The 25,329-nt window shown below is 38.8% G+C and carries 39 protein-coding genes; 14 read left to right on the top strand and 25 right to left on the bottom strand.

The window, feature by feature from the left end; genetic code table 11:
* Positions 1-283 precede the first annotated feature (283 nt).
* The 25 genes from AC2VOY_RS15025 to AC2VOY_RS14905 all read right to left on the bottom strand — a co-directional run bounded on the left by AC2VOY_RS15025 (position 284) and on the right by AC2VOY_RS14905 (position 14,973).
* Entirely contained in the window at positions 284-1,093 is an 810-nt protein-coding gene (locus AC2VOY_RS15025) for a peptidoglycan-binding protein (protein ID WP_491833382.1), read from the bottom strand.
* A 49-nt stretch (positions 1,094-1,142) separates the two neighbouring features.
* Positions 1,143-1,592, bottom strand: a complete 450-nt coding sequence (locus tag AC2VOY_RS15020) for a Rha family transcriptional regulator (protein ID WP_491834155.1) — start codon at positions 1,590-1,592, stop codon at positions 1,143-1,145.
* 492 nt (positions 1,593-2,084) lie between these two features.
* Positions 2,085-3,113 (bottom strand): type II toxin-antitoxin system antitoxin DNA ADP-ribosyl glycohydrolase DarG, encoded by a 1,029-nt coding sequence (darG, locus tag AC2VOY_RS15015; RefSeq protein ID WP_491833381.1) that lies wholly within the window; start codon positions 3,111-3,113, stop codon positions 2,085-2,087.
* A 9-nt stretch (positions 3,114-3,122) separates the two neighbouring features.
* The gene (gene darT / locus AC2VOY_RS15010; RefSeq protein ID WP_491833380.1) at positions 3,123-3,749 is read right to left on the bottom strand and encodes a type II toxin-antitoxin system toxin DNA ADP-ribosyl transferase DarT; all 627 of its coding nucleotides are present in this window, start codon (positions 3,747-3,749) and stop codon (positions 3,123-3,125) included.
* A 182-nt stretch (positions 3,750-3,931) separates the two neighbouring features.
* Positions 3,932-4,579, bottom strand: coding sequence for a TRADD-N-associated membrane domain-containing protein (locus AC2VOY_RS15005; protein ID WP_491833379.1), 648 nt, complete (start codon positions 4,577-4,579; stop codon positions 3,932-3,934).
* Positions 4,580-4,738: 159 nt separating this feature from the next.
* Positions 4,739-5,170 (bottom strand): hypothetical protein, encoded by a 432-nt coding sequence (locus AC2VOY_RS15000; RefSeq protein ID WP_491833378.1) that lies wholly within the window; start codon positions 5,168-5,170, stop codon positions 4,739-4,741.
* A 196-nt stretch (positions 5,171-5,366) separates the two neighbouring features.
* Entirely contained in the window at positions 5,367-5,900 is a 534-nt protein-coding gene (locus AC2VOY_RS14995) for a GNAT family N-acetyltransferase (RefSeq protein ID WP_491833377.1), read from the bottom strand.
* A complete protein-coding gene (locus tag AC2VOY_RS14990) occupies positions 5,897-6,166 on the bottom strand; it encodes a type II toxin-antitoxin system TacA family antitoxin (RefSeq protein WP_491833376.1) in 270 nt (89 codons plus the stop codon). Before AC2VOY_RS14990 ends, AC2VOY_RS14995 begins: the two co-directional genes overlap by 4 nt.
* Positions 6,167-6,399: 233 nt before the next feature.
* On the bottom strand, positions 6,400-6,687 hold the full coding sequence (locus AC2VOY_RS14985) for a type II toxin-antitoxin system RelE family toxin (protein ID WP_491833375.1): 288 nt from the start codon (positions 6,685-6,687) through the stop codon (positions 6,400-6,402).
* Positions 6,677-6,928 (bottom strand): type II toxin-antitoxin system Phd/YefM family antitoxin, encoded by a 252-nt coding sequence (locus AC2VOY_RS14980; RefSeq protein ID WP_491833374.1) that lies wholly within the window; start codon positions 6,926-6,928, stop codon positions 6,677-6,679. The genes AC2VOY_RS14985 and AC2VOY_RS14980 overlap by 11 nt, the downstream gene beginning before the upstream one ends.
* 175 nt (positions 6,929-7,103) lie before the next feature.
* Positions 7,104-7,904, bottom strand: coding sequence for a hypothetical protein (locus AC2VOY_RS14975; RefSeq protein WP_491833373.1), 801 nt, complete (start codon positions 7,902-7,904; stop codon positions 7,104-7,106).
* 130 nt (positions 7,905-8,034) lie between these two features.
* The gene (locus tag AC2VOY_RS14970; RefSeq protein ID WP_491833372.1) at positions 8,035-8,490 is read right to left on the bottom strand and encodes a hypothetical protein; all 456 of its coding nucleotides are present in this window, start codon (positions 8,488-8,490) and stop codon (positions 8,035-8,037) included.
* A 209-nt stretch (positions 8,491-8,699) separates the two neighbouring features.
* Positions 8,700-8,966 carry a hypothetical protein gene (locus tag AC2VOY_RS14965; protein WP_491833371.1) on the bottom strand — a complete coding sequence of 89 codons (267 nt, stop codon included), beginning with the start codon at positions 8,964-8,966 and terminating at the stop codon, positions 8,700-8,702.
* 283 nt (positions 8,967-9,249) lie between these two features.
* Positions 9,250-10,038: a hypothetical protein gene (locus AC2VOY_RS14960; RefSeq protein ID WP_491833370.1), complete on the bottom strand. Its 789-nt coding sequence runs from the start codon at positions 10,036-10,038 to the stop codon at positions 9,250-9,252.
* 269 nt (positions 10,039-10,307) lie between these two features.
* Positions 10,308-10,598 (bottom strand): TM2 domain-containing protein, encoded by a 291-nt coding sequence (locus AC2VOY_RS14955; RefSeq protein WP_491833369.1) that lies wholly within the window; start codon positions 10,596-10,598, stop codon positions 10,308-10,310.
* A gap of 261 nt (positions 10,599-10,859) precedes the next feature.
* A complete protein-coding gene (locus AC2VOY_RS14950) occupies positions 10,860-11,297 on the bottom strand; it encodes a hypothetical protein (RefSeq protein ID WP_491833368.1) in 438 nt (145 codons plus the stop codon).
* 59 nt (positions 11,298-11,356) lie between these two features.
* Entirely contained in the window at positions 11,357-11,755 is a 399-nt protein-coding gene (locus AC2VOY_RS14945) for an antiterminator Q family protein (RefSeq protein ID WP_491833367.1), read from the bottom strand.
* Positions 11,752-12,051 carry a nuclease domain-containing protein gene (locus AC2VOY_RS14940; protein WP_491833366.1) on the bottom strand — a complete coding sequence of 100 codons (300 nt, stop codon included), beginning with the start codon at positions 12,049-12,051 and terminating at the stop codon, positions 11,752-11,754. The genes AC2VOY_RS14945 and AC2VOY_RS14940 overlap by 4 nt, the downstream gene beginning before the upstream one ends.
* Positions 12,051-12,248 (bottom strand): hypothetical protein, encoded by a 198-nt coding sequence (locus AC2VOY_RS14935; protein WP_491833365.1) that lies wholly within the window; start codon positions 12,246-12,248, stop codon positions 12,051-12,053. The genes AC2VOY_RS14940 and AC2VOY_RS14935 overlap by 1 nt, the downstream gene beginning before the upstream one ends.
* Complete coding sequence (locus tag AC2VOY_RS14930; protein WP_491833364.1) at positions 12,245-12,691, bottom strand: NinB/YbcN family protein; 447 nt, start codon at positions 12,689-12,691, stop codon at positions 12,245-12,247. Before AC2VOY_RS14930 ends, AC2VOY_RS14935 begins: the two co-directional genes overlap by 4 nt.
* A 55-nt stretch (positions 12,692-12,746) precedes the next feature.
* Complete coding sequence (locus AC2VOY_RS14925) at positions 12,747-12,953, bottom strand: hypothetical protein (protein ID WP_491833363.1); 207 nt, start codon at positions 12,951-12,953, stop codon at positions 12,747-12,749.
* A gap of 1 nt (position 12,954) precedes the next feature.
* Positions 12,955-13,395 (bottom strand): hypothetical protein, encoded by a 441-nt coding sequence (locus tag AC2VOY_RS14920; RefSeq protein WP_491833362.1) that lies wholly within the window; start codon positions 13,393-13,395, stop codon positions 12,955-12,957.
* Positions 13,385-14,218, bottom strand: a complete 834-nt coding sequence (locus AC2VOY_RS14915) for a helix-turn-helix domain-containing protein (RefSeq protein ID WP_491833361.1) — start codon at positions 14,216-14,218, stop codon at positions 13,385-13,387. Before AC2VOY_RS14915 ends, AC2VOY_RS14920 begins: the two co-directional genes overlap by 11 nt.
* A 28-nt stretch (positions 14,219-14,246) precedes the next feature.
* On the bottom strand, positions 14,247-14,714 hold the full coding sequence (locus tag AC2VOY_RS14910) for a phage regulatory CII family protein (RefSeq protein ID WP_491833360.1): 468 nt from the start codon (positions 14,712-14,714) through the stop codon (positions 14,247-14,249).
* Positions 14,715-14,742: 28 nt separating this feature from the next.
* Positions 14,743-14,973: a helix-turn-helix transcriptional regulator gene (locus AC2VOY_RS14905; protein ID WP_491833359.1), complete on the bottom strand. Its 231-nt coding sequence runs from the start codon at positions 14,971-14,973 to the stop codon at positions 14,743-14,745.
* Between the two features lie 97 nt (positions 14,974-15,070).
* On the opposite strand from AC2VOY_RS14905, the gene AC2VOY_RS14900 reads away from it, so the two are divergent.
* The 14 genes from AC2VOY_RS14900 (at position 15,071) to AC2VOY_RS14835 (ending at position 25,235) form a co-directional block, all read left to right on the top strand.
* Complete coding sequence (locus AC2VOY_RS14900; RefSeq protein ID WP_491833358.1) at positions 15,071-15,733, top strand: LexA family protein; 663 nt, start codon at positions 15,071-15,073, stop codon at positions 15,731-15,733.
* Positions 15,734-15,751: 18 nt separating this feature from the next.
* Positions 15,752-16,837, top strand: a complete 1,086-nt coding sequence (locus tag AC2VOY_RS14895) for a type I restriction endonuclease (RefSeq protein WP_491833357.1) — start codon at positions 15,752-15,754, stop codon at positions 16,835-16,837.
* 134 nt (positions 16,838-16,971) lie between these two features.
* A complete protein-coding gene (locus AC2VOY_RS14890) occupies positions 16,972-17,094 on the top strand; it encodes a hypothetical protein (RefSeq protein ID WP_491833356.1) in 123 nt (40 codons plus the stop codon).
* A 371-nt stretch (positions 17,095-17,465) separates the two neighbouring features.
* A complete protein-coding gene (locus tag AC2VOY_RS14885; protein WP_491833355.1) occupies positions 17,466-17,714 on the top strand; it encodes a hypothetical protein in 249 nt (82 codons plus the stop codon).
* A gap of 113 nt (positions 17,715-17,827) precedes the next feature.
* Complete coding sequence (locus tag AC2VOY_RS14880) at positions 17,828-18,235, top strand: hypothetical protein (protein ID WP_491833354.1); 408 nt, start codon at positions 17,828-17,830, stop codon at positions 18,233-18,235.
* A 132-nt stretch (positions 18,236-18,367) separates the two neighbouring features.
* Positions 18,368-19,144 carry a phage recombination protein Bet gene (gene bet / locus AC2VOY_RS14875; RefSeq protein ID WP_491833353.1) on the top strand — a complete coding sequence of 259 codons (777 nt, stop codon included), beginning with the start codon at positions 18,368-18,370 and terminating at the stop codon, positions 19,142-19,144.
* Positions 19,141-20,892, top strand: a complete 1,752-nt coding sequence (locus AC2VOY_RS14870) for a YqaJ viral recombinase family protein (RefSeq protein ID WP_491833352.1) — start codon at positions 19,141-19,143, stop codon at positions 20,890-20,892. The genes bet and AC2VOY_RS14870 overlap by 4 nt, the downstream gene beginning before the upstream one ends.
* 65 nt (positions 20,893-20,957) lie before the next feature.
* Positions 20,958-21,809 carry a hypothetical protein gene (locus AC2VOY_RS14865; protein WP_491833351.1) on the top strand — a complete coding sequence of 284 codons (852 nt, stop codon included), beginning with the start codon at positions 20,958-20,960 and terminating at the stop codon, positions 21,807-21,809.
* Positions 21,810-21,977: 168 nt separating this feature from the next.
* The gene (locus AC2VOY_RS14860) at positions 21,978-22,304 is read left to right on the top strand and encodes a YopX family protein (protein WP_491833350.1); all 327 of its coding nucleotides are present in this window, start codon (positions 21,978-21,980) and stop codon (positions 22,302-22,304) included.
* Positions 22,297-22,695, top strand: coding sequence for a hypothetical protein (locus AC2VOY_RS14855; protein WP_491833349.1), 399 nt, complete (start codon positions 22,297-22,299; stop codon positions 22,693-22,695). Before AC2VOY_RS14860 ends, AC2VOY_RS14855 begins: the two co-directional genes overlap by 8 nt.
* Entirely contained in the window at positions 22,685-23,188 is a 504-nt protein-coding gene (locus AC2VOY_RS14850; protein ID WP_491833348.1) for a single-stranded DNA-binding protein, read from the top strand. Before AC2VOY_RS14855 ends, AC2VOY_RS14850 begins: the two co-directional genes overlap by 11 nt.
* Positions 23,189-23,243: 55 nt before the next feature.
* Positions 23,244-23,783 carry a DNA N-6-adenine-methyltransferase gene (locus tag AC2VOY_RS14845; protein ID WP_491833347.1) on the top strand — a complete coding sequence of 180 codons (540 nt, stop codon included), beginning with the start codon at positions 23,244-23,246 and terminating at the stop codon, positions 23,781-23,783.
* Positions 23,784-23,856: 73 nt separating this feature from the next.
* Complete coding sequence (locus tag AC2VOY_RS14840; protein WP_491833346.1) at positions 23,857-24,036, top strand: hypothetical protein; 180 nt, start codon at positions 23,857-23,859, stop codon at positions 24,034-24,036.
* On the top strand, positions 24,015-25,235 hold the full coding sequence (locus tag AC2VOY_RS14835) for an Arm DNA-binding domain-containing protein (RefSeq protein ID WP_491833345.1): 1,221 nt from the start codon (positions 24,015-24,017) through the stop codon (positions 25,233-25,235). The genes AC2VOY_RS14840 and AC2VOY_RS14835 overlap by 22 nt, the downstream gene beginning before the upstream one ends.
* The last annotated feature ends 94 nt before the right edge of the window (positions 25,236-25,329 follow it).

Here is a 25,329-nt window from a genome sequence, read left to right as displayed (position 1 = left end):
CATTGTTGCTATTTTGATTGATGCGATAACTTGTACATGCCGTAATAACGGCGGTGCTTCCCAATACAATCAATGTATAAGTTAAATAACGCTTCATCATTCTATAACTGGCTCCATTGTATGTGAGCACACCGACGTCGCGATAAACTCATTATCTTTAATAGTGACGCTATCTTCACAATTAGGGTTGTTGACACTCGTGCCACTATTAATACTCGTTGCTGTTACCGTACATCCCGAAAGTATCAGTAATCCCATTAGAATTAGATAAAATCGCATAAGCTCACCAATAATTATCTTTTTGTAGTGCACGCCAGGTATCCCTGCCACAGATACCATCAGCATCAAGCCCTTTAGCTTTTTGGTAACCTACTAGTGCATTTTGTGTTGCCCCGCCAAATACGCCGTCAGGTTGAACGTTTAATAAGATTTGAAGCTCTCGTACATCATTACCATTATCACCTGCCATAACGACATCACGACTAATCGGTTCACCGAAGGCACATAACAATACTTTGTGGAACTCAACCGCATACCCAGCAATCAAAGCATCTTGGTCTGTTCCATTAATAATCTTACGAGCGCCAATATAGTCTGGTTCTAAAGCATCAAGGTAATCCGCAAGCTTACGGCCCGTAAAGATACCTTGCGTCATACCTAGAATGGTGGCTTGTGCTGAGTAAATCGGTTCAAGTAGCATTTCAGGATGATTAACAAGATCAACACCCTTTTGCATCGAGATAGGATCAATTAAAAGCTCGGATAACGTTTGATAGTTGTATTTCCAAGTGACTTGGACATCACCACGGCCATAATACACTTGACCCGTAATAGGATCGGGTTTGCCATAGTCTTTTCCTTCCCCTTTACCATATTCTTCAATTGGTTGCATTTTCTGCGCAGTTTCGTGATATACCGTTGCTAGTATGTAAGCCAAATAAGCCGTTGGTGCGTAAACCTTATTCACTCGCAACAATTGCCAAGTCCATATATAGCGTTCGATGCCATTTAGTTGCTCATCACTAGCTACACCTTTAAAAAAAACCGCATTGATACGTGTCATCAATGCGGTTCGAGATAGTTGATGTTGCATAAAAGCCTCAATATTGAGATACAAAAAAACCGACTGATTTAGTCGGCTTCTAATTTAATAATGTGTATTGACCTGTTTGCTCAAGATGTTCTATTTGACGCTGTAACTCTGGTTTTTTACTTCTTCCCCACCGATTTAATAATCGACCAGATTGACTTGCGATTTCTTTTTCCATTTTATATTCAGACATCACTTGATTGCGCATGTCGTTATATGTATCACGCTGTTCAATAAATACAGCCCGCATTTTTTCAAACGCATTAATGAAATCTACCTTCAGCTGAGCCGCCTTCTTACCAGTAAACCCCATGACCAAAAACATAAACCCTTGCTCTGTCATTTCGTAATACTTAGATTCACGAAAAATGCTTCCAGCCTTAATAAAATCAACGTGAACGCAAAAATGCGCTGACGCAAAACCGCTAGGTAAATCCTTTAAAATTGAATCAATTTTTCGTAAAACATCAGCATGTCGGCGATCAAACGCCCTCGCAACAATTCGTTACTCGGTTTTTAATTGGTTGCCATTAGAAAAAACAACATCTTTTGTATTCAGTATATCAAACATAGAATTTCCTTAGAAAATTAGCTTGCGCCTCAAGAAATAACCGTCGAAACAGCCCCTATGCATGGCACCGGCATTTCACACAAGCTAATTTCCTAAAGCGTTTCTTGTTACCGTTGAGGACGGTATATTTTAGACATAAAAAAACCGCGTCCAAATTAATGGAAGCGGTTTAAATTGCTCATACGTCAGTCATTGACGTAGCTCTATACTGATATAATAGTTAGAAAAAAGCGTAACGTATAGGGTTAATTTTTAAATCATTAATATCCTACAAGGAAAGTAGCGGGATCTTCCCGCTTTTTCTAACGCTCTGCTAAGGGGTGAGCAACAAAACCACTCACCGCATAGCACCATAATCACTGAATTTAATGCAAACCGCAAATGCCAAACTTGCGAATCCCCTTGAGCATTTGTTAGGGCAATTTATACCCAACAATTTGTTTGAAGCTGGGCTAGAGCCTTTTTCAAATACTTTTCTTTGATAGAGGATTTATGGTCATTCCATTGAAAAATAAAGCCTTTGATGGAATCAAAATCAGAGGGGCTACGCCCTTCATGTTTAATCACCCAATGTACTGTTGCTAAAACTTCGATACTTAATGGTGTCTCATACCCACTGATGAGCTTCTTTACCCTATCAATCGAATCTTGATACTCTGGTTCGGTCGATAAAAATTCGTCGGCTCTTGCAAGAGAATCATTAATTATCTCGATACTAGATTTAGACACTCTATCTCCAAAACCAGATATAAAGTGTCCATCAATATGAGTAAGGACATGATTCAAATTTTCCGCATACGGACCAAACTTATGGGCTTGATAATTTAGTTTAAGGTCTACCCCTGATTCCTGAAGGAAGTATGCTAGCTTTTGAACTTCTATTTTCGTACATTCATACCCTTTTTCAGAATAGATACCAAGAGCCTTTAACAATAAAGCTCTGCCTCTAGTCATGTTAGGCGTTTTAGTATTTACAATCATATTTTTTGATTCAGGAGCCGAGTTAGGCTCATATATACAAACCTCTACATCTGTAAGTGGAGAAAGTTTATCAATTATTATCGATTTAACTTTTCCCCAATCCAAACCACCTAACCCCGCACCTAAAGGTGGAATTGCGATACTTTTTATACCGTATTTTTGTATCTTAGTTACAAGGTCATCCAAACCTGATTCAATATACTCATACTGAGACTTTCCTCGCCAATGATTTTTAGTCGGGAAATTAACAATAAACTTCTTGTTAAACATATCTCCAGATTCGGTAATGAATACCTCACCTATTTTCATTTCCTTTCTATCACATGCCGACTTGTATAGTTTAAAGTTGTCTGGGAAGGCTTTCTTAAATTGAAGAGCCAAGCCTTTGCCCATAACTCCAACACAATTAACGGTGTTAACGATTGCATCCGAGGAATCTTTTAGTATATTTCCAGATGTAAATTTGATCATATACCCTCCCTAGAAATACCAACCAAGTTTAATTTCAACTTTAGGTTTATATGCAAGATTTTGAATAACATTTTCAACACGAATCTTCATAGATTGATTATAGACGCCAATTGTGTCGATTAAAGCCCACTCAACATAATTTTGAACCAAAAACTCAGCTTGACGCTCACGCTTACCATCGGGGTAAGCCCCCCAAAATTGCGCTTGTACAACCTGCCATGGGACATTATGCATCTCAGACAATTTGTTATAGTAATCTGTTAGGGACATGATTCCATGACCATCAGTAAACACAAAATCTTTTCCCGCACTCTCAATTGTTTGAGCCGTACTTTGGAAAAAAACAACATCACGCATATCAACACCCGGAATGTTACCCATTTTAACGGTGTATAACATTGGGGAGCGACTATTAAAGTAAAATGGAACGTAATCGTGAATGACACCATAAGGTGCAACTGGTACTGGAAACTGTTCGCGGTGTCCTTGAACACTCGCGTAAGCCGAATTTTTGTATTGAATAGACTGAGCATCAACAGCATTTTTCGAGATCAATCCCCCAGAAGCGACTAAGCTATGTAAGTTATCAATATGTGTGAAATGATAGATCGGTGTTGGATTTGGATATGCTGTCACTTTAAGCTCTTAATTATAAATATAATATTGCGCGATTATACATTCATATTCACAAGATTTAAAGATTGCCCTAACGCCCGCTTAAATGGTGAGCCCCGACACCAAAGCATCCGCTTGTACCTTATTCACTTAACTTACTGAAATTACTGATGCAACGGGGCGAATCCTATTTGAAGCGTTTGTTAAGCAGCTTTTCCACGTAAACACTTTTCAGTGATATGCTTAGCAACCGATTCTGGATTTTCAACACCAGCGTAATGCAGAGCAAGATGCAGTCTCAAAGAATCCTTCGCGTCTTGTGATTTTACAGCTTCAGTAATTAGCTTTGACTCTGCATGTAACCTATCACTGCGCAGTTTGTCGAAGAACTCACCCATAGATTTTTGAGCGTTCCTTGATTGTACAAAAAATAGACCAGCAACCGCGTCCATAATGATTCCGGCAGTAAACTGAGCAATAGTGGTAGTTGTTGTTCCTTCTGTATGTAAGAACGCTGAAATTACTATTATTGCAAAGCCAAGAGAGGCAAAAATCATACTGAACCAAAAGCTGACCTTCGATTGGCTCAATATCTGCGAGTAATAACTGGCTAACTGCTCTATTTCAAAGGGTACTTCTTTTTCAGGTTGTTTCTGGCTATTTTCGTATGCTTCTTTAAAGCGACTCATCTCTTCTGATGGTGCTTCAAACTCTAAGCCACCAAAACGAACTTTCTTCAATACACCCGCCTTTAGAGCACCGACTATTGAAGTAATAGCGACAGCAACCGACAACCCTGCTGTGATAACTGCTACTGTATCTTTTAAAGCTAATTCAGCTATTACTGACATTATATCTCCTGCTGCTTAACGCCGCATTAACCTGTGAGCCCCAACACCTAAGCCAAGACTGATTACTTAATCACCTAACTTTCTGAAATCAGTGTCACCACGGGGCGAATCAAGGTTAAATGCCTTGTTATATTTTTATTCTACACTTACCTTTGTAAACTATCCCGTAAACTTATCAAAACTTGTAATAGCAAGTGAAGCAGTAGAAATAAGCAATGCTATGATTGAAGCCCATAGAGTTAATTTAAATCTACAATCTTGAATTTTTAAATCAGCTAGGACAGATGCCATAAAAGGAAAATGAACGCATTTCATATCCTTGCCAACTTGAAACTCAAATAATCTTACAATAGGTGCTTTACCACTATCATGATCTGTATATTTATGCTTATTTGCTAAATGATAATAAAGCCTCCCAAAAACTATATCTCCATTTGTACCTAATTGTTTTGCTATTTTTTGACAATCGATTGGTACGAAAATTTTTGAACCACGAATTGTATTATCATCATCATAAGCACAAAACTCATCATAATATAAATCATATATTTTCTGTAATATCTGAAGATCAGTTGGAACTTTTCTAGGCATAAATCCACCTCAAAATATAACGCTCTTTATAAAGCAACATACAATATAAAACCTCGCATAGTCACTTAAAATAACGCCCTGTTATGGGGGAAGTAAGGCAATGTCGAAGCTTACATATACCACCTTAAACACAAACGCAACGCATAGTAAAAATGCCAAGCGTTGCAAATCACTCTTAAATGCTTGTTTTATTCCTTTACTTACTAAACAGTTGTTCGACCGTTTTCATCGGCAAAAACATACGGATCCGTCCATTATGCTCACATAAAACTTCAAAGCCATATTTGGCATAAAAGGCTTGTGCTGATTCGGTCAAACAATCAACTACTATCGCATAAGCCCTCATGTGATGATTGACTTCCCATAAATACTTCAACGCACGAATTAAGCTAACTTTCCCCAAACCTGAACCATGATATTCTCTGTGGACTGCTAATTGAGCGAGTAAAAAAACAGGGACTGGATAGCGAGGCAGTTTTTTTGCTAGTTTTGTCGGTAAGGTTGCACGGCTAATTGAACTTGGAGCTACACTATAAAATGAGCAAATTGCATATTTTTGATTTAGCAAAGGTTGTTCACTTGGTAAAACCATTGTGCGGCTGATACCTGCTTGCATATGCTTGGCTGCTTGAGTTTTTATAAATTGATTTAATTCATCTTCGCCACAATCAAAAGAGTTGCGATCATGTTTTGATTTGTTGAGCTCAACAAACTCATTACTCCAACTCACTTAATACCACTCTCTTCTGTATAGTTTGCAGCATCAAGCAATGCATTGTTAGGAGATTGTGCCTTTTCACAAGCTACTATAAATTCATCGAATACACTGTCTTTCACGACAATACTTTCATGCTCTTCAATAACATGAGTGGCATCTTCATCAACTAACCTAACTACATATTCAGTGAGACTTTTAAGTCCGAGTAACGCAGATGCTTTTTCTGCTTTCGCTTTGATCTCTTCATCAAGACGAATATCTAAACGCGCGGTTGCCATAATAAACCTCCATTGTACGGAACAATTCCGTAATATAAAGTCATTATAGAGTACATCTAAAAAACATTCAATTTATACGGCAGATTGACGGAATAAAGTTGAAATATAATGCTATTCTAAGGGGTGAACTACAAACCTACTCACCGCATAACACCATAATCACTGCACTTCATGCAAACTGCAAATGCTAAACTTGCGAATCCCCTTGAGTAGTTTGTTATGTTGTTACCACTCTATGTAAATCTTGATGATAATTTTTTATATACTGCGTCTTTATCCCGCTTACCGATGGCGAGAACATATACAACAATTTCATCATCAATTACTTCATACGCTAAGCGATAACCAGCCGTTCGTAATTTGATCTTATAAACTGAATCATAGCCACGTAATTTAGCTGAAGGAACATGAGGATTTTCCAAGCGTTCCTTTAACTTCTTTTTGAATTGAGCTTGGATAGGCGCACCAAGTTTTTTCCACTCTTTATGAGCTGCTGGCAGAAATTTTAACTTATAAGTCATCAATATCGATTTCCACTGCATCAGATAAGTCTGAACGACGACTTTCGACTAATTTTGATAGTTCATAATCATCAAGCATATCCATTAAAAACTCATAAGTTTCAGCCGGAACTAGATAAGCGGCAGGCTTATTATGATTTAGAATAGCAATAGCAGAGCCGTCCGCTTCGTTTAACAATGCAGTAGGATTTTTCTTTAACTCAGAAATACTCGCCGAGCAATCAGCTAGAACCTGTCTCATAAAAACTCCAATTTAGTACTTAAATGAGCATCAATTTTAGGTCTTATTTTGAGATATTGCTAGTTAAATTTTTAATTTCAACATAACGCCGCATTAAGGTATGAGCGACGCTTGGCTATACTTGAGCGAAGCGAAAACGGCAAGCGTTGCGAATCACTCTTAAATGCTTTGTATATTATTTTAGCTCCCAAATTGTTGGGAACTTGACTATATTGGCTTGTACGAGCCCAATAAGCGCTAACAAAAATGTTAACGTAATCATAAGCCATTGTTGTACTACTGCCATTTTATGTCTACGGCTTTCCAGCTGAAATGTTTCCAGTGTTTGAATTGCTTTGCCCGTTAATTTATAGCTACCATTCTGTTTTATTATTTCGCCAGACTGAACAAATGAGTCTAACTGCAGTTCCAACAATCGTTTTAATTTTTCTTTATCCGGATGATGAAATGAATAAAGTGAATAAGCCTTGTACATTAAGGTGACAAGGGAAAACTCAGACTGCATTGAGCCATAGTTTTGAATAAGAAAAGATAATAGCTCATGCCGTTTTTTTAGTTCTAGAGTACGCTTATTAAAAACATTCTGGGCAACACGGCTACGAGTGCGGTATAGGAAGGCCCTAAATGTCATATAGCCCGTTTGATCATTGATAAGGTAGTCCCACAAACTTTCATAGGTAACTTCGAAATATCCGATATAGCGACGTATATTTAAACTATATGGATCTAACCACTGCAACTCAATTGAGGCCTCTTGATCAAAACGCTGTAAATTCTTATCCCACAAATATCCTATGACCTTTCCATCTCTTACTTGTTTAGCTAGTAACTCTTCGTTACCCATAATTTTAATAACAGTGGAGTAGCATCTTACTTGCGAGCCAGCTGTGCCCGAGCGAGGAATACTCGTAGGGCAATTTAGAGAAACTACATGGTTCAGCACACGTTCAATTAACCAACTATTTAATTCTTTCATCGCTTCTCAATAAATAATATAACGCCCGCTTAAACGGTGAGCCCCGATCACCAAGCCTAAGCCTGGACCTTATTCACTTAACTTATTGAAACCACAACTGCAACGGGGCGAATCCGTTTTGAAGCGTTTGTTATAGCGCATTTTCCAGCGCTTGCATTACTGTCAGTACTTTTGCTAACACACTTGGAATACCACTACCGTTGAGGTATTCAATACTTGTTGGCCGACTGGTTGTTTCATCGAACAGTTCATGAAATGTGCTTTGTTTAGCAATGATGACAGAAGGTAGTTCATAACCATCATCGTTAAACTGATCAGCTGTGATATCAATAATGTGACCTTGGCATACTAGCCATGCGTGAGTCTGGTTTGAGTTATCCCCTAACCCGTGCCCACAAACATAGTCACTTTTTAACCCATGATACTTCAATAAGTATAAGCCAAGTAAATCAGTAGCATCTCCACAGCAGCCCGCAGGAAAGCCTGATGAAAGATAAAAGCTAGTCATACTATGAAAGTCATCTTTCTCAAATCGAGATAGAATCTCTCGAATTTCATAAATCTTTTTTTCGATATATTTATTCAAATGAAACTCCGATATTCACTTGCGCTATAACGCTCTTTATAAAGCAATATAATACCTCGCCATAGTCACTTAAAATAACGCCCAACAAAGAGTTAAGCAACGCAATGCCGAAGCTCCCGCACACTACTTTAAACACTAACATCAACGCATGGTGAAAATGCCACGCGTTGCGAACCCTCTTAAACTGATTGTTATGTAACCATCTGAAGCTAAACGATATATAAGCCACCATTTTCGTCAAACTTAAAATGTGTATTAGATTTTGAAGCCTCTTTCGCTTTATCGATACAACGATTTATTCGATTAATTAATTGAGTTTCGCTAACATTCCTTACAAGTGATATTGAAAAAGAAAAGTCGTAATCAGGGCTACTAAAACTGTAATGTCTCGCTGATAAATCTGACTCTTCAAACTTTTGTTCAAATTGAACATTCAATAACTCGATTATTTTCGCTTTAATTTCCGGTAATTCCATCTCAATTATCCTTATTTTCACGATTTACATAACGAGGCTGTAGGATTTCTCCATTCTTGAGAAAATACAGCAATTATCAAAATAAATATCCAGATAAAACAAGTAGTTAAAAAATTCATTTCTTATAAAATTCCTAACATAATGAATTATCCTACAGCCTCAACGCCCAATTAAGGTGTGAAGCACGCTATGACCAAGCTGCTGCATTCACTTCAACACCGAAGCTACCGCATATCAAAAATGCCACGCGTGCTGAATCACTCTTAAATTGTTTGTTAGCAGTTTATTCAAATGCACCTAGAGCTTCCATTCTTGCAAACTGAAACTCTTGAGTGTCAATAAAAGTAATACCTAGTTGTTTAACAACTATAAGCTGTCGATCTGAAAGTACTTGAGCCATATTTGGATTAGTCTTTAGCCATTGGCGCAACTTTGCTCTTCTGTGGCCGACTTTCACGCCTTTGTCAAAAATAACCACATGAAATAGCAATGCTCCCATAACAACTATCCTAACCTTAAAAGCAGCGTCAGTTTGAGGAGTCCAAGCAATTCTTGTGTGAAAAGGGTTGAACTCCCCATTACTACCAAATTCAAACTTGCCATGATATTGCGCCATTTCTTCTTTTGTTAGAATTTCAGGCTTATAAAGACCAACTAAAATAATAACGTCATTGCATTCCTGTTCATGACCTAACATATATTGAATAAATCGCTTAAATGCATAGGGATTATTATCCGCAGCTCTCGCAGAGTTAAACGATATTTTTAACAACCATCGTTTTAACAAATTATAATCATATTTTAGGTTCACATTGGGTTGTATATAGTTTTGAGTTAGCACTCCTGATTCTTGCAGCATTTTTTTGGCGAAACCATCTAAACCACCTAAGGCAACATTATTGCACGTTGCGCATACATCTTTTATTTTTCCCTCGCTCGGAACAATTTTCTTTGCTTTATCATTCCAACCAACATGACCACAATAGTGTTTCTGATATTTATATAGAAAATCTGGGATGATATGTTCACGAGTAACTTTCCCATCTTCCCCACAATACGCACAAATGCTCATTATTCCTCCAGCTGCTAACGCTCTTTATAAAGCAATATACAATATAATACCTCGCCATAGTCACTTAAAATAACGCCCAACAAAGGGTTAAGCAACGCAATGCCGAATCTCTTACATATAACCGAAACCACAAAAAAGCAACGAGTAACAACATACAAAGTTTTTCGAATCACTATAAAAAATTTGTTAGCTAACTAGACTAAAAATCTAAGCTAAATTCGAGTAGAAATAAGAAAGCCACATTGAATCGCAAGTACTTAGTTGGCAAGTTAGCTTTGGTATCTTGTTTCAAACTTCTCATCTGATTCACAGAGGTAAATGATAAACTCTATAAAAGCGATCACTGCAGGAATAAACGTCCAACAAAATAATAAGTACAAAAAACCTTGGCCAATTTTACCTAGGTAGAACTTATGAGCCCCAACCCCACCAAGGAAAAAAGCTAAAAGTGCTGCTGCAATTCTACTTTTTTCGCCTTGAGCGCCCCTTTGTTGAGCTCCGCAGCTAGGGCAAGCTCTAGCCGTTTCGTGAATTTCTTTTCCGCAACCATTACAAAACATTTCTAATATCCCTTTATCCAGTGATTTAATATCGTAAAATCTATAATATTACAACAAATACATAGCGTGTAATCCATAGCAATAATACTCAAATCAGAAGAGTTAGACTAGTCAGATTAATATCGATTGCTAGTTAAAATACTTTTACATCAATATACTACATAAAATAGCCCACAATCATCCAGCAAATTTCAGAAAAATCACAACCCAGAACGCACTGTATGACCGTGTGGCTCATAATGAAAAACTAGTTTTTTCGTATTAAATAGCCTTATCTTCTGCCTCACTAGCTTCATTAATGACTTTTGTGAAATTTTTTGCGCTAAAAACATGCCCGGCGACTTCGACTGATTCCTTAGTTTTGAATTGTTCAAAAATGAACAAGTTTCCTTTATCTGTTGCAGGTAAATAAGTTACAACGTCAAAAATACAATCTTTAATCATTTTGACTGGTGTTCCATCAATCTGCCATATGGCTGAACCTACAACATGTTTATTTACCTTGCAGGTATCAGGTGGATCAGCAAAACCAATCAGTTCTCCATTGTGATATGGCCCTGCAATAAATGTAAAGTCTGTAGAAACCACAAATGGAATATTATTGTCATTTAATTGCCATTCTTTAGTTACTTTAGATTCATCAAGTGCATGAGCAGAAAAAGAGCAAATGAGTGATGCTAATAAGATTGCGTACTTCATATTCAGTCCTCTGTTTAATTTCAAATAAATTAACACGCACTCAAAATATGTCTATATAGTTAACGCAACTTTAACATAAGCCCCATATCCTCTCGAGCTACCAACATGCCGCATACAAATGATTCCATCAGCAATAAAGTCGATCTAACTTTACCCTCCGAACATTTATCCTTTTTTGCCGTTCTACGGCTAATCTCATACTTACTAAAGCCATAAACATAATGCAGTATAAAAAATGTCATTGGCCTAGGGTTATCTACATCCATCATGCTGGCAACCATTGAATCAATGACAAGCGCATCCTCATCACAAAGAGTCTCTTTAAGATCTCGCATATTCGGCTCAACGTTTTTTAACCCTGGCATTTCACGATACCAATCACACTTAGTATCGTTGCTAGACCAACTACCCCAACGCTTTAGGATCATTCGAGTGCGGATTAAATCTTCACCTTTCATACAATCACCATTACTTCTTTTTCAATTAAAATTAGTTGTGTTTCTTCTAACGCTCTTAAAATTTCAGTAGCTAGCTCACTTTTTGTATATATTCGAGTACGCCTATCTATTTCGTCATGGCAAGATGAACAAGCAAATATAACCATGTTATCCCCGCATTTATGACCCATACCTTTAAGCTTTCCAACATGACAAGCTACTGTTGTTTCTGGGTTAAAGTTGCATATGCTAGGTAGGCGCAACGTACAATCTTGACCTCGCGCCAGTTTAAGCAGTTTTTTGCTTCGTACCGTCATTAAAAAGAACCCTCTTTCTCAACACCGACAGCCCAAACCGGCTCTAACTCGGCCTCAATTCTTGCCGTTTTTCCACTACCTATAGGGCGAACTTGACGTACAAAATACTCCGTGCCATCAAATAAGAATGGCTTATGCCAGGAGTTACAAAGAACCAAAGCATTAGCTTGACCATTATTTTTAACTCTAATTATCATCGATTTTGCTGCTCCATCAGATCCCTATACTCACATTTAGCCGGTATCTTAATTTCACACCCTATGGATTCAGCCCACTCAATAATCTGAGTTGTATAGTGGTAGGCTTCGCCCTTATCTAGATCGGCAGTACTTCTTAGTTCCTTGCGCTCAATAATTTGTCCAGTTTGAACATCAGTAATTTGCTCAATATATTCACCTAAGAACTTATACTTTAGAGATTTTTTAACTCTCTCTTCTGACCAGTCACGCCCGTGATCGACAAGATATTCACTAATTGTTTTATAAATCACATGCTGTAAAGCATTCTGACTTAAGGATCGTCGGTCGCGCCATTCCTTAACTGTGATCCTTAATTCGTTACCGGCAACAAGCAATTTGGTAATAGTTGCAATAACGCTTGGCAAAGTTTGAATGTTGGCTCTAAGATCAAGCGCTTTCATTTAACACCTCCCCTAAAACGCCTTAAAAGCTTCACTAAGTCAGTTGTAAACATTCTTACTCTCCAACCAATCCTTTCACTAAATTTTCTAACTCTTCCATTTTCTCAATAAAGATGCGACGCTCTTGGCGTTCGACTAGAAGTTGGAATCGCTCCTCATCTTTCGCATCCCAGAGTGATTTCTGACGACTTGCTTTGCGCTCTTCTGATCGAACACGTCGGCGCTCTGCTTCTACTACGTCAAATGATCTATCAATACTCATGTTAGGCACCTCTTTGACGAGCCACTCTCTCAGCAATACGCGCCATAGCGGATCCCTTTGGAAACTCCGAAGGCTTAGATATTCCGTGACTCTCACGTAACTTGTCAGTTATCATCACAACCGATCGCGGTGGCAGTGCCGGCAGATCTTGAGGCATTTGCCCTACTGCGCGTCTTGTAGCCCAACGCTCTGCAATTTTGTTAAATGCCTCTCTGTCCTTACCAATAGGTTTTAATCGAACATTTGCATGCGCAGCATCACGGAAAATTAATTTTTCAAGCTGACTTGTCGCTAGCTCTCTATGAATAAACTTTTCAAACAGATCATCAAAATCAACATCGTGGAAGCGACAAGTTTTGATGAACTCAGATAACACTGGTGGCCACTTGTCACCGGTTAATAAAATCTTGGCGGTGCCGTGGCGAATTTGTTCAATCGTCAAAACGCTTATACCCTGCTCCCATGTCGATGGTAACTGGTCGTGAGTCCAGCGGTTCAGAAACGCTTCCCTGAACTTCGTATTCAACCAATCCGCTACGGTCAACTGGATTGATTTCCCGTTCGTCTTGTGTGGCAGTGTGTCCGTACTTGGAGAGCAACATTTCATTGTATGCATCGATTGAGCTAGGCTTGTTGCCTGCTGCATGAATTGCTTGCTGATTGGTTGGATACTCATCATTCCATCGCTCCTGATTCAAATATGTACTTGCGTGAAGCTTGGTAAAACCGAATTGATTTAGCTCGATGCGCTTCTGGACATCACGAATTAGTTTTTGGGAGAACTCGCTTGCGGATAACTTTGAGTTTTTCAATGCTGTCTCAAATTTCTTCATCGAGCCTTTTTTGTTTAGCTTGGTAGGGAAAGCAGCCCAAAATTTTTCAAACGCACAAATAAGATCTTTAGGTTCATTGACTGGTTCTAAAGAGTGACTGGTTCTGGGTGAAATATTTTCACTAGGGGCTAGTGAACTATTTGCACTAGGGGGTGAAATATTTTCATTAGGGTCTAGTGAATTATTTGCACCACCAGAAAGCGTTAAATGATAAATATTTGAGCAATTACCTTTCTCACCTTTTCGATACTCACGGTATAGCAAGCCATCAATCTCTAATTGCTTAATGTGAGACATAACGGATCGCTTCGATACCTCGCAATGATCAGCAATATTTGCGTAAGATGGCCAACATTCACCTTGGTCATTGGCGTTATCAGCAAGCTTAATCAGCACTAACTTTCTAGTTGGGTTGCCAACTTTTATCTTCATGGCCTCAACCATTAGGGACATACTCATGTTAACTAGCCTTATAAACTTCAATAGTTGCGTTGGTTCGATTCAACAACTTTGATACAGCTAATGAAGCAGCTTCAAGTATTCGTTTACGCTCTTTGTGATCTATTTTTCCATCTTGCAGAGCCTTAGCAATTTCCATATTCATCGCACCAATTGCCGCAGCTTCATTGATTTGAATTTCAGATAACTCTTGAGAATCTAGATCACTTGAAACAACCTCAACAACGATACAAGCAGCCTTTCCGGCAAAATACTGGGCAATATAAGATGTCCCAGTAATAAACTGGATATCTTCTAATTGCTGAGCATCAAAAGGCTTACAATTACCTCTTGTTCCAGTACTCTCCAAACGATTACGAAATTGATCGCTCGTTAATCCCATTTCTCTGCATAATTCAGCGCGAGATACTTTTCCGTGCTTAATGCTGTATAGCAACGCTTCTCGGATTGATTCGAATTGATGTACCATTTTTAAAAAACCTCGGTAATTATGATGTTTACTTTTCTGCGCTAGTATTTGATTGTGGATATGGGAAAACATCCTCAAACGTACAACTCGCACCTAGCTCATTTAATGCTTGAACAATTTTTTGAGCGGTTAAAACATCAATCTTTCTGATGCCATATTCATAGTTGCCAATTGTTGAGGTCACGATTCCGCCAACAGTCTTTGCCAAAGTCGCTTGGCTAGCTTGAGCTTTATTTCTATATTCAGCGATACGATTCATATATATCCTCCTGTCACGAAGAATACACAATACGTGTTCACATGTAAACACAAAAAGTGTGCATACAATAAACACGGAGCGTGTTAATTTAATTTTTATGAATAAGAAAAAAGAAGTTGGGTTGCGTTTAAAGCGCTTCCGTGAAAATTTAGGTTTAAGCCAAAAGGCCTTAGCTGATAAATGCGGCTGGGGGGCTTCTCGTATTGGTAACTATGAAGCAGGCGTTCGTAGTATTAATCTTGATGATGCAGGAATTATTGCTGATAGACTGGGTATTCAGCCTTACCAGTTGCTATTCAATGAAGAAGAAATTGCTGTACATGCCAATGTGAAGCCATTAGACATTCAACCACAAGAACAAAGATCATTTCCTGTGCTTAGCGCAGTTCAAGCAGGTCAATGGACTGAAGCTTGCGAACCTTACACCTTGAATGAAATTGACGAATGGTATGAAACTACCGTCCGTACATCAAAGCGCAGTTTCTGGCTTCGTGTTCAAGGCGATTCCATGACAAGCCCAACAGGATTAAGCATTCCAGAAGGAACTCTTGTACTTGTTGATACGGAAAAAGAAAAAGAAAATGGCTCTTTGGTTGTAGCAAAGCTCACGGACGTTAATGAAGCGACGTTCAAAAAATTTATTTCTGATTCTGGTCAAGATTATTTAAAACCACTGAACCCTGCATATCAAATGTTACCGATCAATGGAAACTGTAAGATTATTGGCGTGGTGGTTGATGCGAGGTTAAAGTTAATATAACTACTAGTAGGAGATATGATGGACTTTATAGAACGATTGCAGGCTTTAGCTAACAAAATTGAGCAAGTATCTGGAACCCTAACTACCGAAGAAGCAACAAAAAATGCATTGATCATGCCTTTTTTGCATTCTGTGCTAGGGTATGATGTTTTTAATCCAAATGAAGTGATTCCAGAATATACTGCAGATACAGGCACCAAGAAAGGCGAAAAAGTTGACTACGCTTTAGTTAAGGACTCTCAAATTCAAATCCTTATGGAGTGTAAAAAGTTTGGTGAGAAGCTTTCAGCGAACCACGCGAATCAATTATATCGTTATTTTTCTGTTACCAATGCGCGTATAGCCATATTAACAAATGGTGTGGAATATCAATTTTTTACTGATCTTGATGCTCCAAACAAAATGGATGAGAAGCCATTTCTTACCTTAGACTTATCCCAAATAGATGACCATCTAGTTCCTGAAATCAAAAAACTTACAAAGACTTCTTTTGATGTCGACTCTGTGGTTAGTTCTGCTGGTGAACTAAAATACCTAAATGAAATAAAGAAAGAACTAGCTATTCAATTTAAAGATCCGGATGAAGAGTTTGTGAAATTCTTCACATCCAAAGTTTACGATGGCATTCAAACACCTAAAGTAAAAAGTCAATTTATGGAGCTGACTCAAAAAGCACTTAAACAGTTCCTAAATGACAGTATTAATGCTCGTCTACAATCTGCCCTAGGAAGCTCCGATCAAGCAAAAACAAATGAACTAAGCGCAGATAGCCAATCAGAAGTTGAATCAAACGAATCAGATAGCTTAATTGTCACGACAGAAGAAGAGCTTGAGGGATATAATATTGTTAAAGCTATCCTTCGAGCTAAGTTTGACGTTTCACGCATTGCAGCTAGGGACACACAAAGCTACTTTGGTATCTTATTAGATGACAACAATCGTAAGCCTTTATGTCGTCTGCGTTTCAATACAAAGCAAAAATACATTTCCGTATTAGATGAATCCCGCAAGGAAGTTAAGTACCCGATTGATTCACTCGATGAAATATACAACCATGCGGATGTTTTATTGAATACCGCAGATCAATATGTAGAATCAGAATAGTAAGGAAATATCATAGTATTAGTGTTTTGAATGTGCTGTAAAATTAAGTGATACAGCTCAATGCAGCCCTAAGTGTGGCGGTGTACCACCAAAAAACAAACTGGCACCATTATTTCAGATAAAGAATTTAGACAATGCCACGTAAAGAGCGTAAGGCATTTAAGCATAACGGCGGCAAAGTAGACTTGCCAAAAGGACGCATTATCTTCGTAATTATCTGTTTATTCATCATCTATGCTATGGTGCCAGGGAAATAAATACCTACTTCAAATTAAAAAAACCGTCCTTGTGGCGGTTTTTTTTCGCCTAAGTTTTGGCTTCCTCTAAAATTCGATTCTCCACCCCTTTTAATCTTAGGCGTTGTACACACAAATCTAAATCCAAATTAAATAAAACACATTTTGTGTTTGACATATTAAACACATTTTGTGTATATTGAATCCATCAACACGAAACACCGCTCTTTAACAATCCGAATCGAACGCGTGACTCACGTTTGGCAGTCAAGAGACATACATTGCCATTGAGGTTAGTAACCGTCCGTGAGTGTAGACACGCACTTGGCATTCAATGAGTGCCAATTTCAAAGCATCTTTACGAGGGTGTTTTGGGTTATTTGGAGGAATAAATGCTACAAGGCATGGAAACAAAAGAACGACTTGAATTAGTGGTTTCACTAACAAGTATTCGCAGTGAAGCGCAAAAAGAAGCCCTGAAATATTACTTTGTTGATGGGATTAATTTCTCTGCATGCGCAGCTATGGCAGGGATTACAGACTCAAACTTTCAACGAGCAGTTGATAACGTACAAGCAAAAGATGGAGTTATCGAACAAATCAAAGAAATTGATTGGGCTCGATTCAAATCAGAAAAGTGATAAGTCAGTTTTTATTACTTATTTAAAAGGCCTCCAATCAAAAAGACTGGAGGCCCCAACCGCCCTATTCACTAACCGCCAAGTCAACTGAATAAGGCAAAGGAGAAATTATCATGAAACCAAAATTTATTCCATTGTTTAACGAGCCATCGCTCGAAGAACAACTTGAAGCCGGAGAGCTTGATTCTCGCATTAAGCAGCTATCCAAAGACGTTTTTAAAGCAGAAGACGCACCCTTGATTGATTTCTTGGATGATACGCAAGACCTAGAAATCGACAATTTCAATGGAGATAGCCCTCGTCACTTGTTCGTTTATATTCACAGTATAGACACCAAGCAAGCCAGAGAAAACCCACACCTTGCCGCCGCGATTTTCGACAAGATTGAAATGATCCAAGAAACACTTGAAAAGATTGCCGGTGAAACACGACGAATTCAAGAAGAAGCTTACATCGACTGGATTGAAGCATGGCGCGATGCGGATCTTGAAGCACAACTTAAAGCGCGAGGTATCGCATGATCACAAAGCTAAACGTATGTAACCCCGCTTACATTGATGTGTTTATCAGTGGTAAGTGCCTGGTTTCAGTTCTTAAAAGCTCTTCGCTTTTTTGTATTCAGTCACTTTTAAACGAACATTGGGAGCGATGAGATGAACTTACCAAGTATAGCGCAAAGCAGAAATATCGATGAAGCGACTTGGGGCGCATTAACCAACTCAGTTTTTCCAGGTGCACGTGATGAATCAATTATCATGGCCGTTGATTACTGTGTATCACGGGGATTAGATATTCTTCTTAAACCGGTTCATCTAGTACCTATGAGCGTAAAGGATGCAGCAACCGGTAAATATAACTTTCGTGATGTAGTAATGCCTGGCATCGGTCTTTATCGCATTCAAGCTGACCGCTCTCAGACTTATGCAGGGGCAGATGAGCCACAATTTGGACCCACAATTACCAATACATTAGACGGCGTTGAAGTTAACTATCCAGAATGGTGTAAATACACCGTTTATAAATTAGTTGGAAATAATATTGTTGCGTTTTCTGCTAAAGAGTACTGGGTAGAAAACTATGCTACAGCAGGTCGTGATTCGAAAGCACCAAATGCCATGTGGAAAAAACGACCTTTCGCACAGCTAGCTAAGTGTGCAGAAGCTCAAGCTCTTCGCAAGGCTTGGCCTGATATTGGTCAAGCGCCAACAGCAGAAGAAATGGAAGGGAAAGATTTCGTTCCTAATGAAAAAGATATTACGCCGCAACGAGTTGCCATAACCGACAACTCTAAAATGATGCCTAAATGGATAGCCTTAGTTTCAAGTGGCAGTAAAACTGCTGAACACGTTATTTCTAACTTAGCTATGAAAAACATTTCTCTAACAGAAGATGAGCAACAACAGTTAATCGATGCGGAGTCGAAAAAATGAAAATCTTAGAACTAAAGCAAGGCACACAAGAGTGGCTAGACACACGCTTGAATCACTTCACTGCAAGTGAAGCACCAGCAATGATGGGCGAATCAAAATACATGAGCCGTAGCCAATTGCTAGACCTGAAAAAAGGTGCTGTGCAAGAAGTTATCAGCGAACAAAAACAGAAGCTATTTGATAAGGGCCATGCTGCCGAAGACGCAGCTCGTGAAATTCTTGAAATCGAAACCTTAGATGAATTTCCGCCCATGGTTGGTGTTTTAGGTGTTAACGGCTTACCGCTTCTTGCTTCATTTGATGGCTTGCGAAATGGCGAGCCACATGAACTAGTATTCGAGCACAAGTTGTGGAATAAAACACTAGCTGAAAACGTATCAAACCAAGTTCTAGAACCTTTTTACTACTGGCAACTTGAGCACCAAATGCTTGTGAGCGACTCTAGTGAAACATTGTTTATCTGCTCAGATGGTACCGAAGAAAACCGAGTATCAATGATTTACAAGTCGGTACCTGAGCGACGCCAGCAACTGATCGCAGGTTGGAAACAGTTTGCGAAAGACTTAGAAGTGCACGAGCTGACCGCAAAAGTTGAAAAAGTTGTGGCAAATGAAGTCGCCACGCTTCCTGAGATTGCTTACTCAATGAATGGCCTAGCTATTACATCAAACCTTGATGTATTCAAAGAGCAAGCAGACATTATGGTGAGCGAATCGAAAAAGCCCCTTGAAACCGATCAAGACTTTGCCGATGCAGAAGTTCGAGTAAAAGAGTTTAAAAAAGCTGAAGACAAGATCAAAGAGGTTAGCACTGCGGTGTTAAGCGAAGTCGAAAGCATTGATAAATTCACTAAGGACTTAGCATACATTGGTGAGCAATTGCGCCAAGCAAGACTTGAGACAAACAAGCAAGTCAAAGCGCGTAAAGAAGAAATCAAGCGTCAAATCACACTTGAAGCGAAGCAAGACGTTCAAAACATGATGAATGAATTGAACGCTGAATTGGCAATTGCTTTACCTTTTGATACGAACTCGATTGATGAATCTATCAAAAATAAGCGCACCCTTGAATCCATCAAAGATGCAGCGCAAACCGCAGCCAGTCAGTTGAAAGTAGATATAAATTCACTCGCAGCAAATGTTCGTAAAAATAAGTCATTCTTAGAGTTAGGCTCTATTCATGATTACATTTTCTTATTTAAAGATTGGCAGCAAATTGCTTACAAGGATCATGGTGACTTCCAAAATTTAGTTAAGTCACGCATAGCCGATCACAAAGAAGCAGAATCTAAGCGTTTAGAAGAAGAACGTAAGCGCATGGAAGCTGAAGCAACAGCAAAGGCAGAGCGCGAGGCACTAGCCAAAGCAGAAGCTGAACGTGAGCGCATTCGCCAAGAAGAACGCGCCAAAGCTCAGGCGGCAGAAGTCAAACATCCAGAGCCAGTAAATCGCTCACCTGCTGAAATTATCAAAGAGTCACCACTTGCTGATAAGTTTGAAGCCTTACCAAGTGAGCCAGTAATTGTATGTGTTCAAGTCAAAGCTAGAGATATTGGTATCTATAACTTCATAGATGCACAGGGTAATTCTCTTGTCAAGTTAATGGAAGAATACGTTCCAGACTTCTTTCCCGGAGACCATTACGGTGATTATCTAATTCTTGATATTGAGCTAGCAACTGGTCGCATCGTGAACTGGAAAGCCCCAAGTCAAGAGCAAGTTCAAGAGGCCATGAGCATCAATGCTTAATTCATTAATTCTCTACGCCCTATTATGTGGGGCGTTTTATTTGGTTTATTTAGCTCGGAGTTGATATGGAAAACTATAAATTTAAAGAGAAAGGGATAATTGTGTCCATTGAATTAATTACGCCTGAAATTGCCGGCGATTGGTTGGAAAGATTCAATACACTAAATCGTAAAATAAATGCTAACCGTGTATCACAGTATTCTAATGACATGATTAATGGTAATTGGATGTTTAACGGGGATCCTATTCGATTTTCAGACACTGGCGTTTTGCTAGATGGTCAGCACCGATTACTAGCTATCCTAAGAACAGGTGTTTCAATTGAAAGTGTGGTGATCCGTAATATTGACGAAAAAGTTAAAGCTACGATTGATATCGGAAAATCTCGCACTGGAGGCGATGCCTTATCAATCGAGGCTAACGTAAACCAGCGCGACTGCCACATCATCAACGGAGCAATTCAAGCTTACATACCGTACAAGAAAAATGCATCTTATGCCGTTGGAGGAGGATATCGAACTACAAACCCTGAAGTTATTAATTTTTACAATGAAAATACTGACAAAATTAATGAAGCAATTAAGTATTTCAATGATAATTTTTGTAATCGAGGATTATTGCTTCCTGCGGCTGAAATTGTGTTCTTAATTACTATTCTTTTTGAAATAAATAGAGAGGAAGCTGAGGACTTTATCAAAAAAGTATTCAAAGGCGTTGGCTTAGGTGAAAACGATACTGAAACTCATATTCGAAATATATTGATTGAGTGCATTGCTAAATCTAGAAAGTTAAATAAAAAGCAAAAAGTTAACTCAGTGATTAAGTGCTGGAACTCTATTAGAAACGGTCGCGGCATAAAACATAAATCCAACTGCGTGTGGCGACAAAATCATGAGAAACCGCCTTTTGCTGTTTAGAGGTATATATGAACTTGAAAATAACCCACCGCCCTAGCGGCTCAATGTGTTGTGCATGTAAGAAAAGTCACAGCAACAACTGCCCTGACCATGAGCGATTTAAGCTCATGCAGCCAATGAGAAAAGACAAGGATGACACTATCGTTGTTAAGTGTAAGGATTTTGAGCATGCGAGCATTGAAAGAACTTAAATTCAGAGCATGGAACCACACCGTAAAGCGATTTCAATATTTTGATTTGAAGTCACTCACTGAAATCACAGCACAGATTCAGTGGCATATTTTGGATATCCAGCAATGGTCTGGCCTCACAGATATCAACGGTACAGACATCTATGAGGGTGACATCTTAGCAAATAAGAGTGTCGATGGTCGTGAGGTCATATTTGAAGATGGGGCTTTTCGGTTGAAAGATGAAGACTCAAATCAGTGCGAACAATCACTAGTGCCGTTCACTGCTGCTAGATTACGAATCATAGGGAATATTTATGAATAGAATACCTAGTTACGACGACCTGAAGCATGAAAACCTAGAATTACGTAATGCGTTAAAGGTAAGTAATTCAACCAACGAAGAATTATCATTACAAGCTGAGCAATTAAAATGTGAACAAAGAAGATTACAAGATATGTTATGTGATTCTCTTAATTGCACTGGCTATTTTGATGCAGTAGAAAAAGGTGTTTATCTCACAGATCCAGTTAAAACTTTCCCTCAAGAAAGTGCCCAACTAAAAGCTGAGAAGGCCGAGTTTATTAAAGATCTAAAGGGTGTCTATGTAATGCTTCATGAATACTACGACGAACATGGTTTCGATGGTTCAGCCTGTGATATTTCAATTTACGATCTAATCCAAAAACACAAGGAGCCAACCGATGGCAATTAACATATTTACCGCTTCAGGAAATTTAGGTCGTGATTGTGAATTGCGCGTCACGCCAAACGGTAAAAATATTGCGAGCTTCCCTATTCCCATCAAGCAAGGGTTTGGAGATAATGAAAAAATCAGTTGGGTAAACTGCAAACTGTTTGGTGGTGCAGCTGAGAAGCTAACACAATATTTAAAGAAAGGAACTAAAGTCACGGTGGCGGGTGAATTTGTTCTTGAGAAGTGGACCGCTCAAGATGGCACTAAAAAGTCATCACCTACCGTTATTGTGCGTGATATTGATTTCTCATCAAGCAACAGTCAAGCAAATAACCAAGGTCAGCAGCAAAGCTACCAACAACCGCAGCCAAACAATCAAGCAAACCAAGATTACGCACCGAGTTCACAATATGCTAAGCAGCAATATAATGAACCGCCAATGAACTTTGATGATGATATTCCTTTTATGGACCCGTATCACCGGACATCAAGAGTCGGTCATATTATTTAAACCAAAGCTCATCATTCGATGGGCTTTTTTAATGCCTAAATTTAGGAATATCAAAATGGATAAAAAAGAAAAGATTGGCGACCTATGGCGATCGCCGCCTGAAGTCGTAAGCGCTTTAAATAAAGAGTTTGAATTTGCTGCTGACATGGCAGCCTCACACGAAAACCACTTGTTTGATACCTACTTTACCGTAGATGATGATGCCCTTTCATTTGACTGGGCCTCATACGTTAAAGCGATACATCCAAGTGCTAAATACGTCTGGTGTAATCCACCCTATTCTCATCCATTACCTTGGGTAAAAAGATCGGTAGAAGCTCAAGTCAATGGCTTAGGCGTAGTAATGCTGCTTAACTATGATCACAGCGTGACGTGGTTCATGGAGGCATTAAAAAGCGTCAGCGAGATACGCAATATTGTTAGCGATGGCACGAAAATCCAAGGTTCAATAAGTGGTCGCCTGGCATTTCTTGATTCGGACGGCGAACCACAAAACAGCAACTCAAAACCCCAGACAATCCTAGTTTTTAACCCTTTCAAGATCGGCACGCAAACCACTTCTTACGTGCCGAAGTCATTCTTTTATCAAGATTAAACCCTGTCAACTGCCAGTTGCTTTTTATATTGGCAGATGACATTCGCAACGAATAAACATATAAGGAGGAGTTATGCCTAGTGCTTCCGTGATCTCATTAAAGGAGCATGCTAATAAAGTGGGGATAAGTGCTAAGACTATTCGTAATCGCATTTATGAAGGCTATTACCCACCTGGGATATTTATAAAAGATAAAGGTGAATGGATGACCGACACCGAGGAATGGGATAGATGGTACAGAAGAAAGCAATAAAATTGCCAACCGGCGTCGAATTAAACGGCGCCTCTTTAAGAATAGTTTTTTATTACGACGGGAAGCGATACCGAGAAACACTTGGCCTTCCGCCTACCAAGCAGAATATAACATTTGCTAAACAAAAGCGTGAATCGATACTATACGAGATAAAAATAGGTACATTTAATTACGCCTATCACTTCCCTGATTCAAAGCATGCCACTGGTAAGCCTAGGACTAAAGAACTAGGCGAACTTGCTGAAAAGTATTTAGAGCACAAGCAGCATAATATTCGATCTTCAACTTTTAGAAAGTATTCGACAGTCTTACGTACATTTATTTCAATTTACGGAAGCAAACGGCACTGCAACACTATTTCACCTAGATCTTTAGAGCAGTTTAGAAATGATTTTGTTGTAGGTCGTTCAGCAAGAACGGTTAATCGTTACCTTGTCACAATTAAATCATTTTTGGCATGGCTTCATAGGATGGAATATGTTGATAAAAACTACTCACAACATTTGCTTAGAGTTAAAGAATATGAATCAGATATTCGTCCCCTCTCTATTACTGAGTTTAACCAAGTAATAAACACCTTTAATCACCAGCAACATAAGAACATATATACTCTTTTTGCTTACACGGGGCTTAGATCGGGTGAGTTATGTGCGCTTGCTTGGGAAGATGTGGATTTCGACAATAAAACAATCACAGTTAGACGATCAACTTATGATAAACGAGGTCTGAAAACAACTAAAACCGATAAAGAAAGGATTATTGATTTAATGCCTCCTGCCTTTGAAGCCTTAAAGTCACAAATGGCTTTGACTTACCTTTACCCAGTGAAAGTTTACGATGTCGAGCTTCCCGATAAAACCTTACGGAAAGATACAATTAGGTTTGTGTTTAACCCTAAAGCTGTTCGTCGACAGAAAGGAAGTGACTTTGATTATTATTGTAAGCATGCACTTGGGCGAACTTGGAGATTCCACTGTAAAGCTGCCGGTGTGGAGCATAGAAACCAATACCAACTAAGGCATACTTATGCCAGTTGGATGATCACGCATGCAAATGTCAATGTGAGTTATCTAGCTCAGCAAATGGGCCATGCGAATATAACAATGATCGCAAAGGTATATGGGAAATGGCTAACTGAAGCGAATAAGAAAGAGTCAAATAGAGCGTGGGAGGAGTTGAAAAAAGCCCATAAAATCTAAGCAAAAACGAGGCTTAGTAAATTAGGGCTAAATTAGGGCTTTTTTTAGGGCTACATAGGGCTTTATTTTCCACTTTACTGTTTATTTAGACAGT

The organism is Vibrio sp. KMM 9700 (assembly GCF_058545285.1).
The sequence above is the reverse complement of the archived record's forward strand: the minus strand, read 5'-3'. Positions and strand labels throughout refer to the sequence as shown.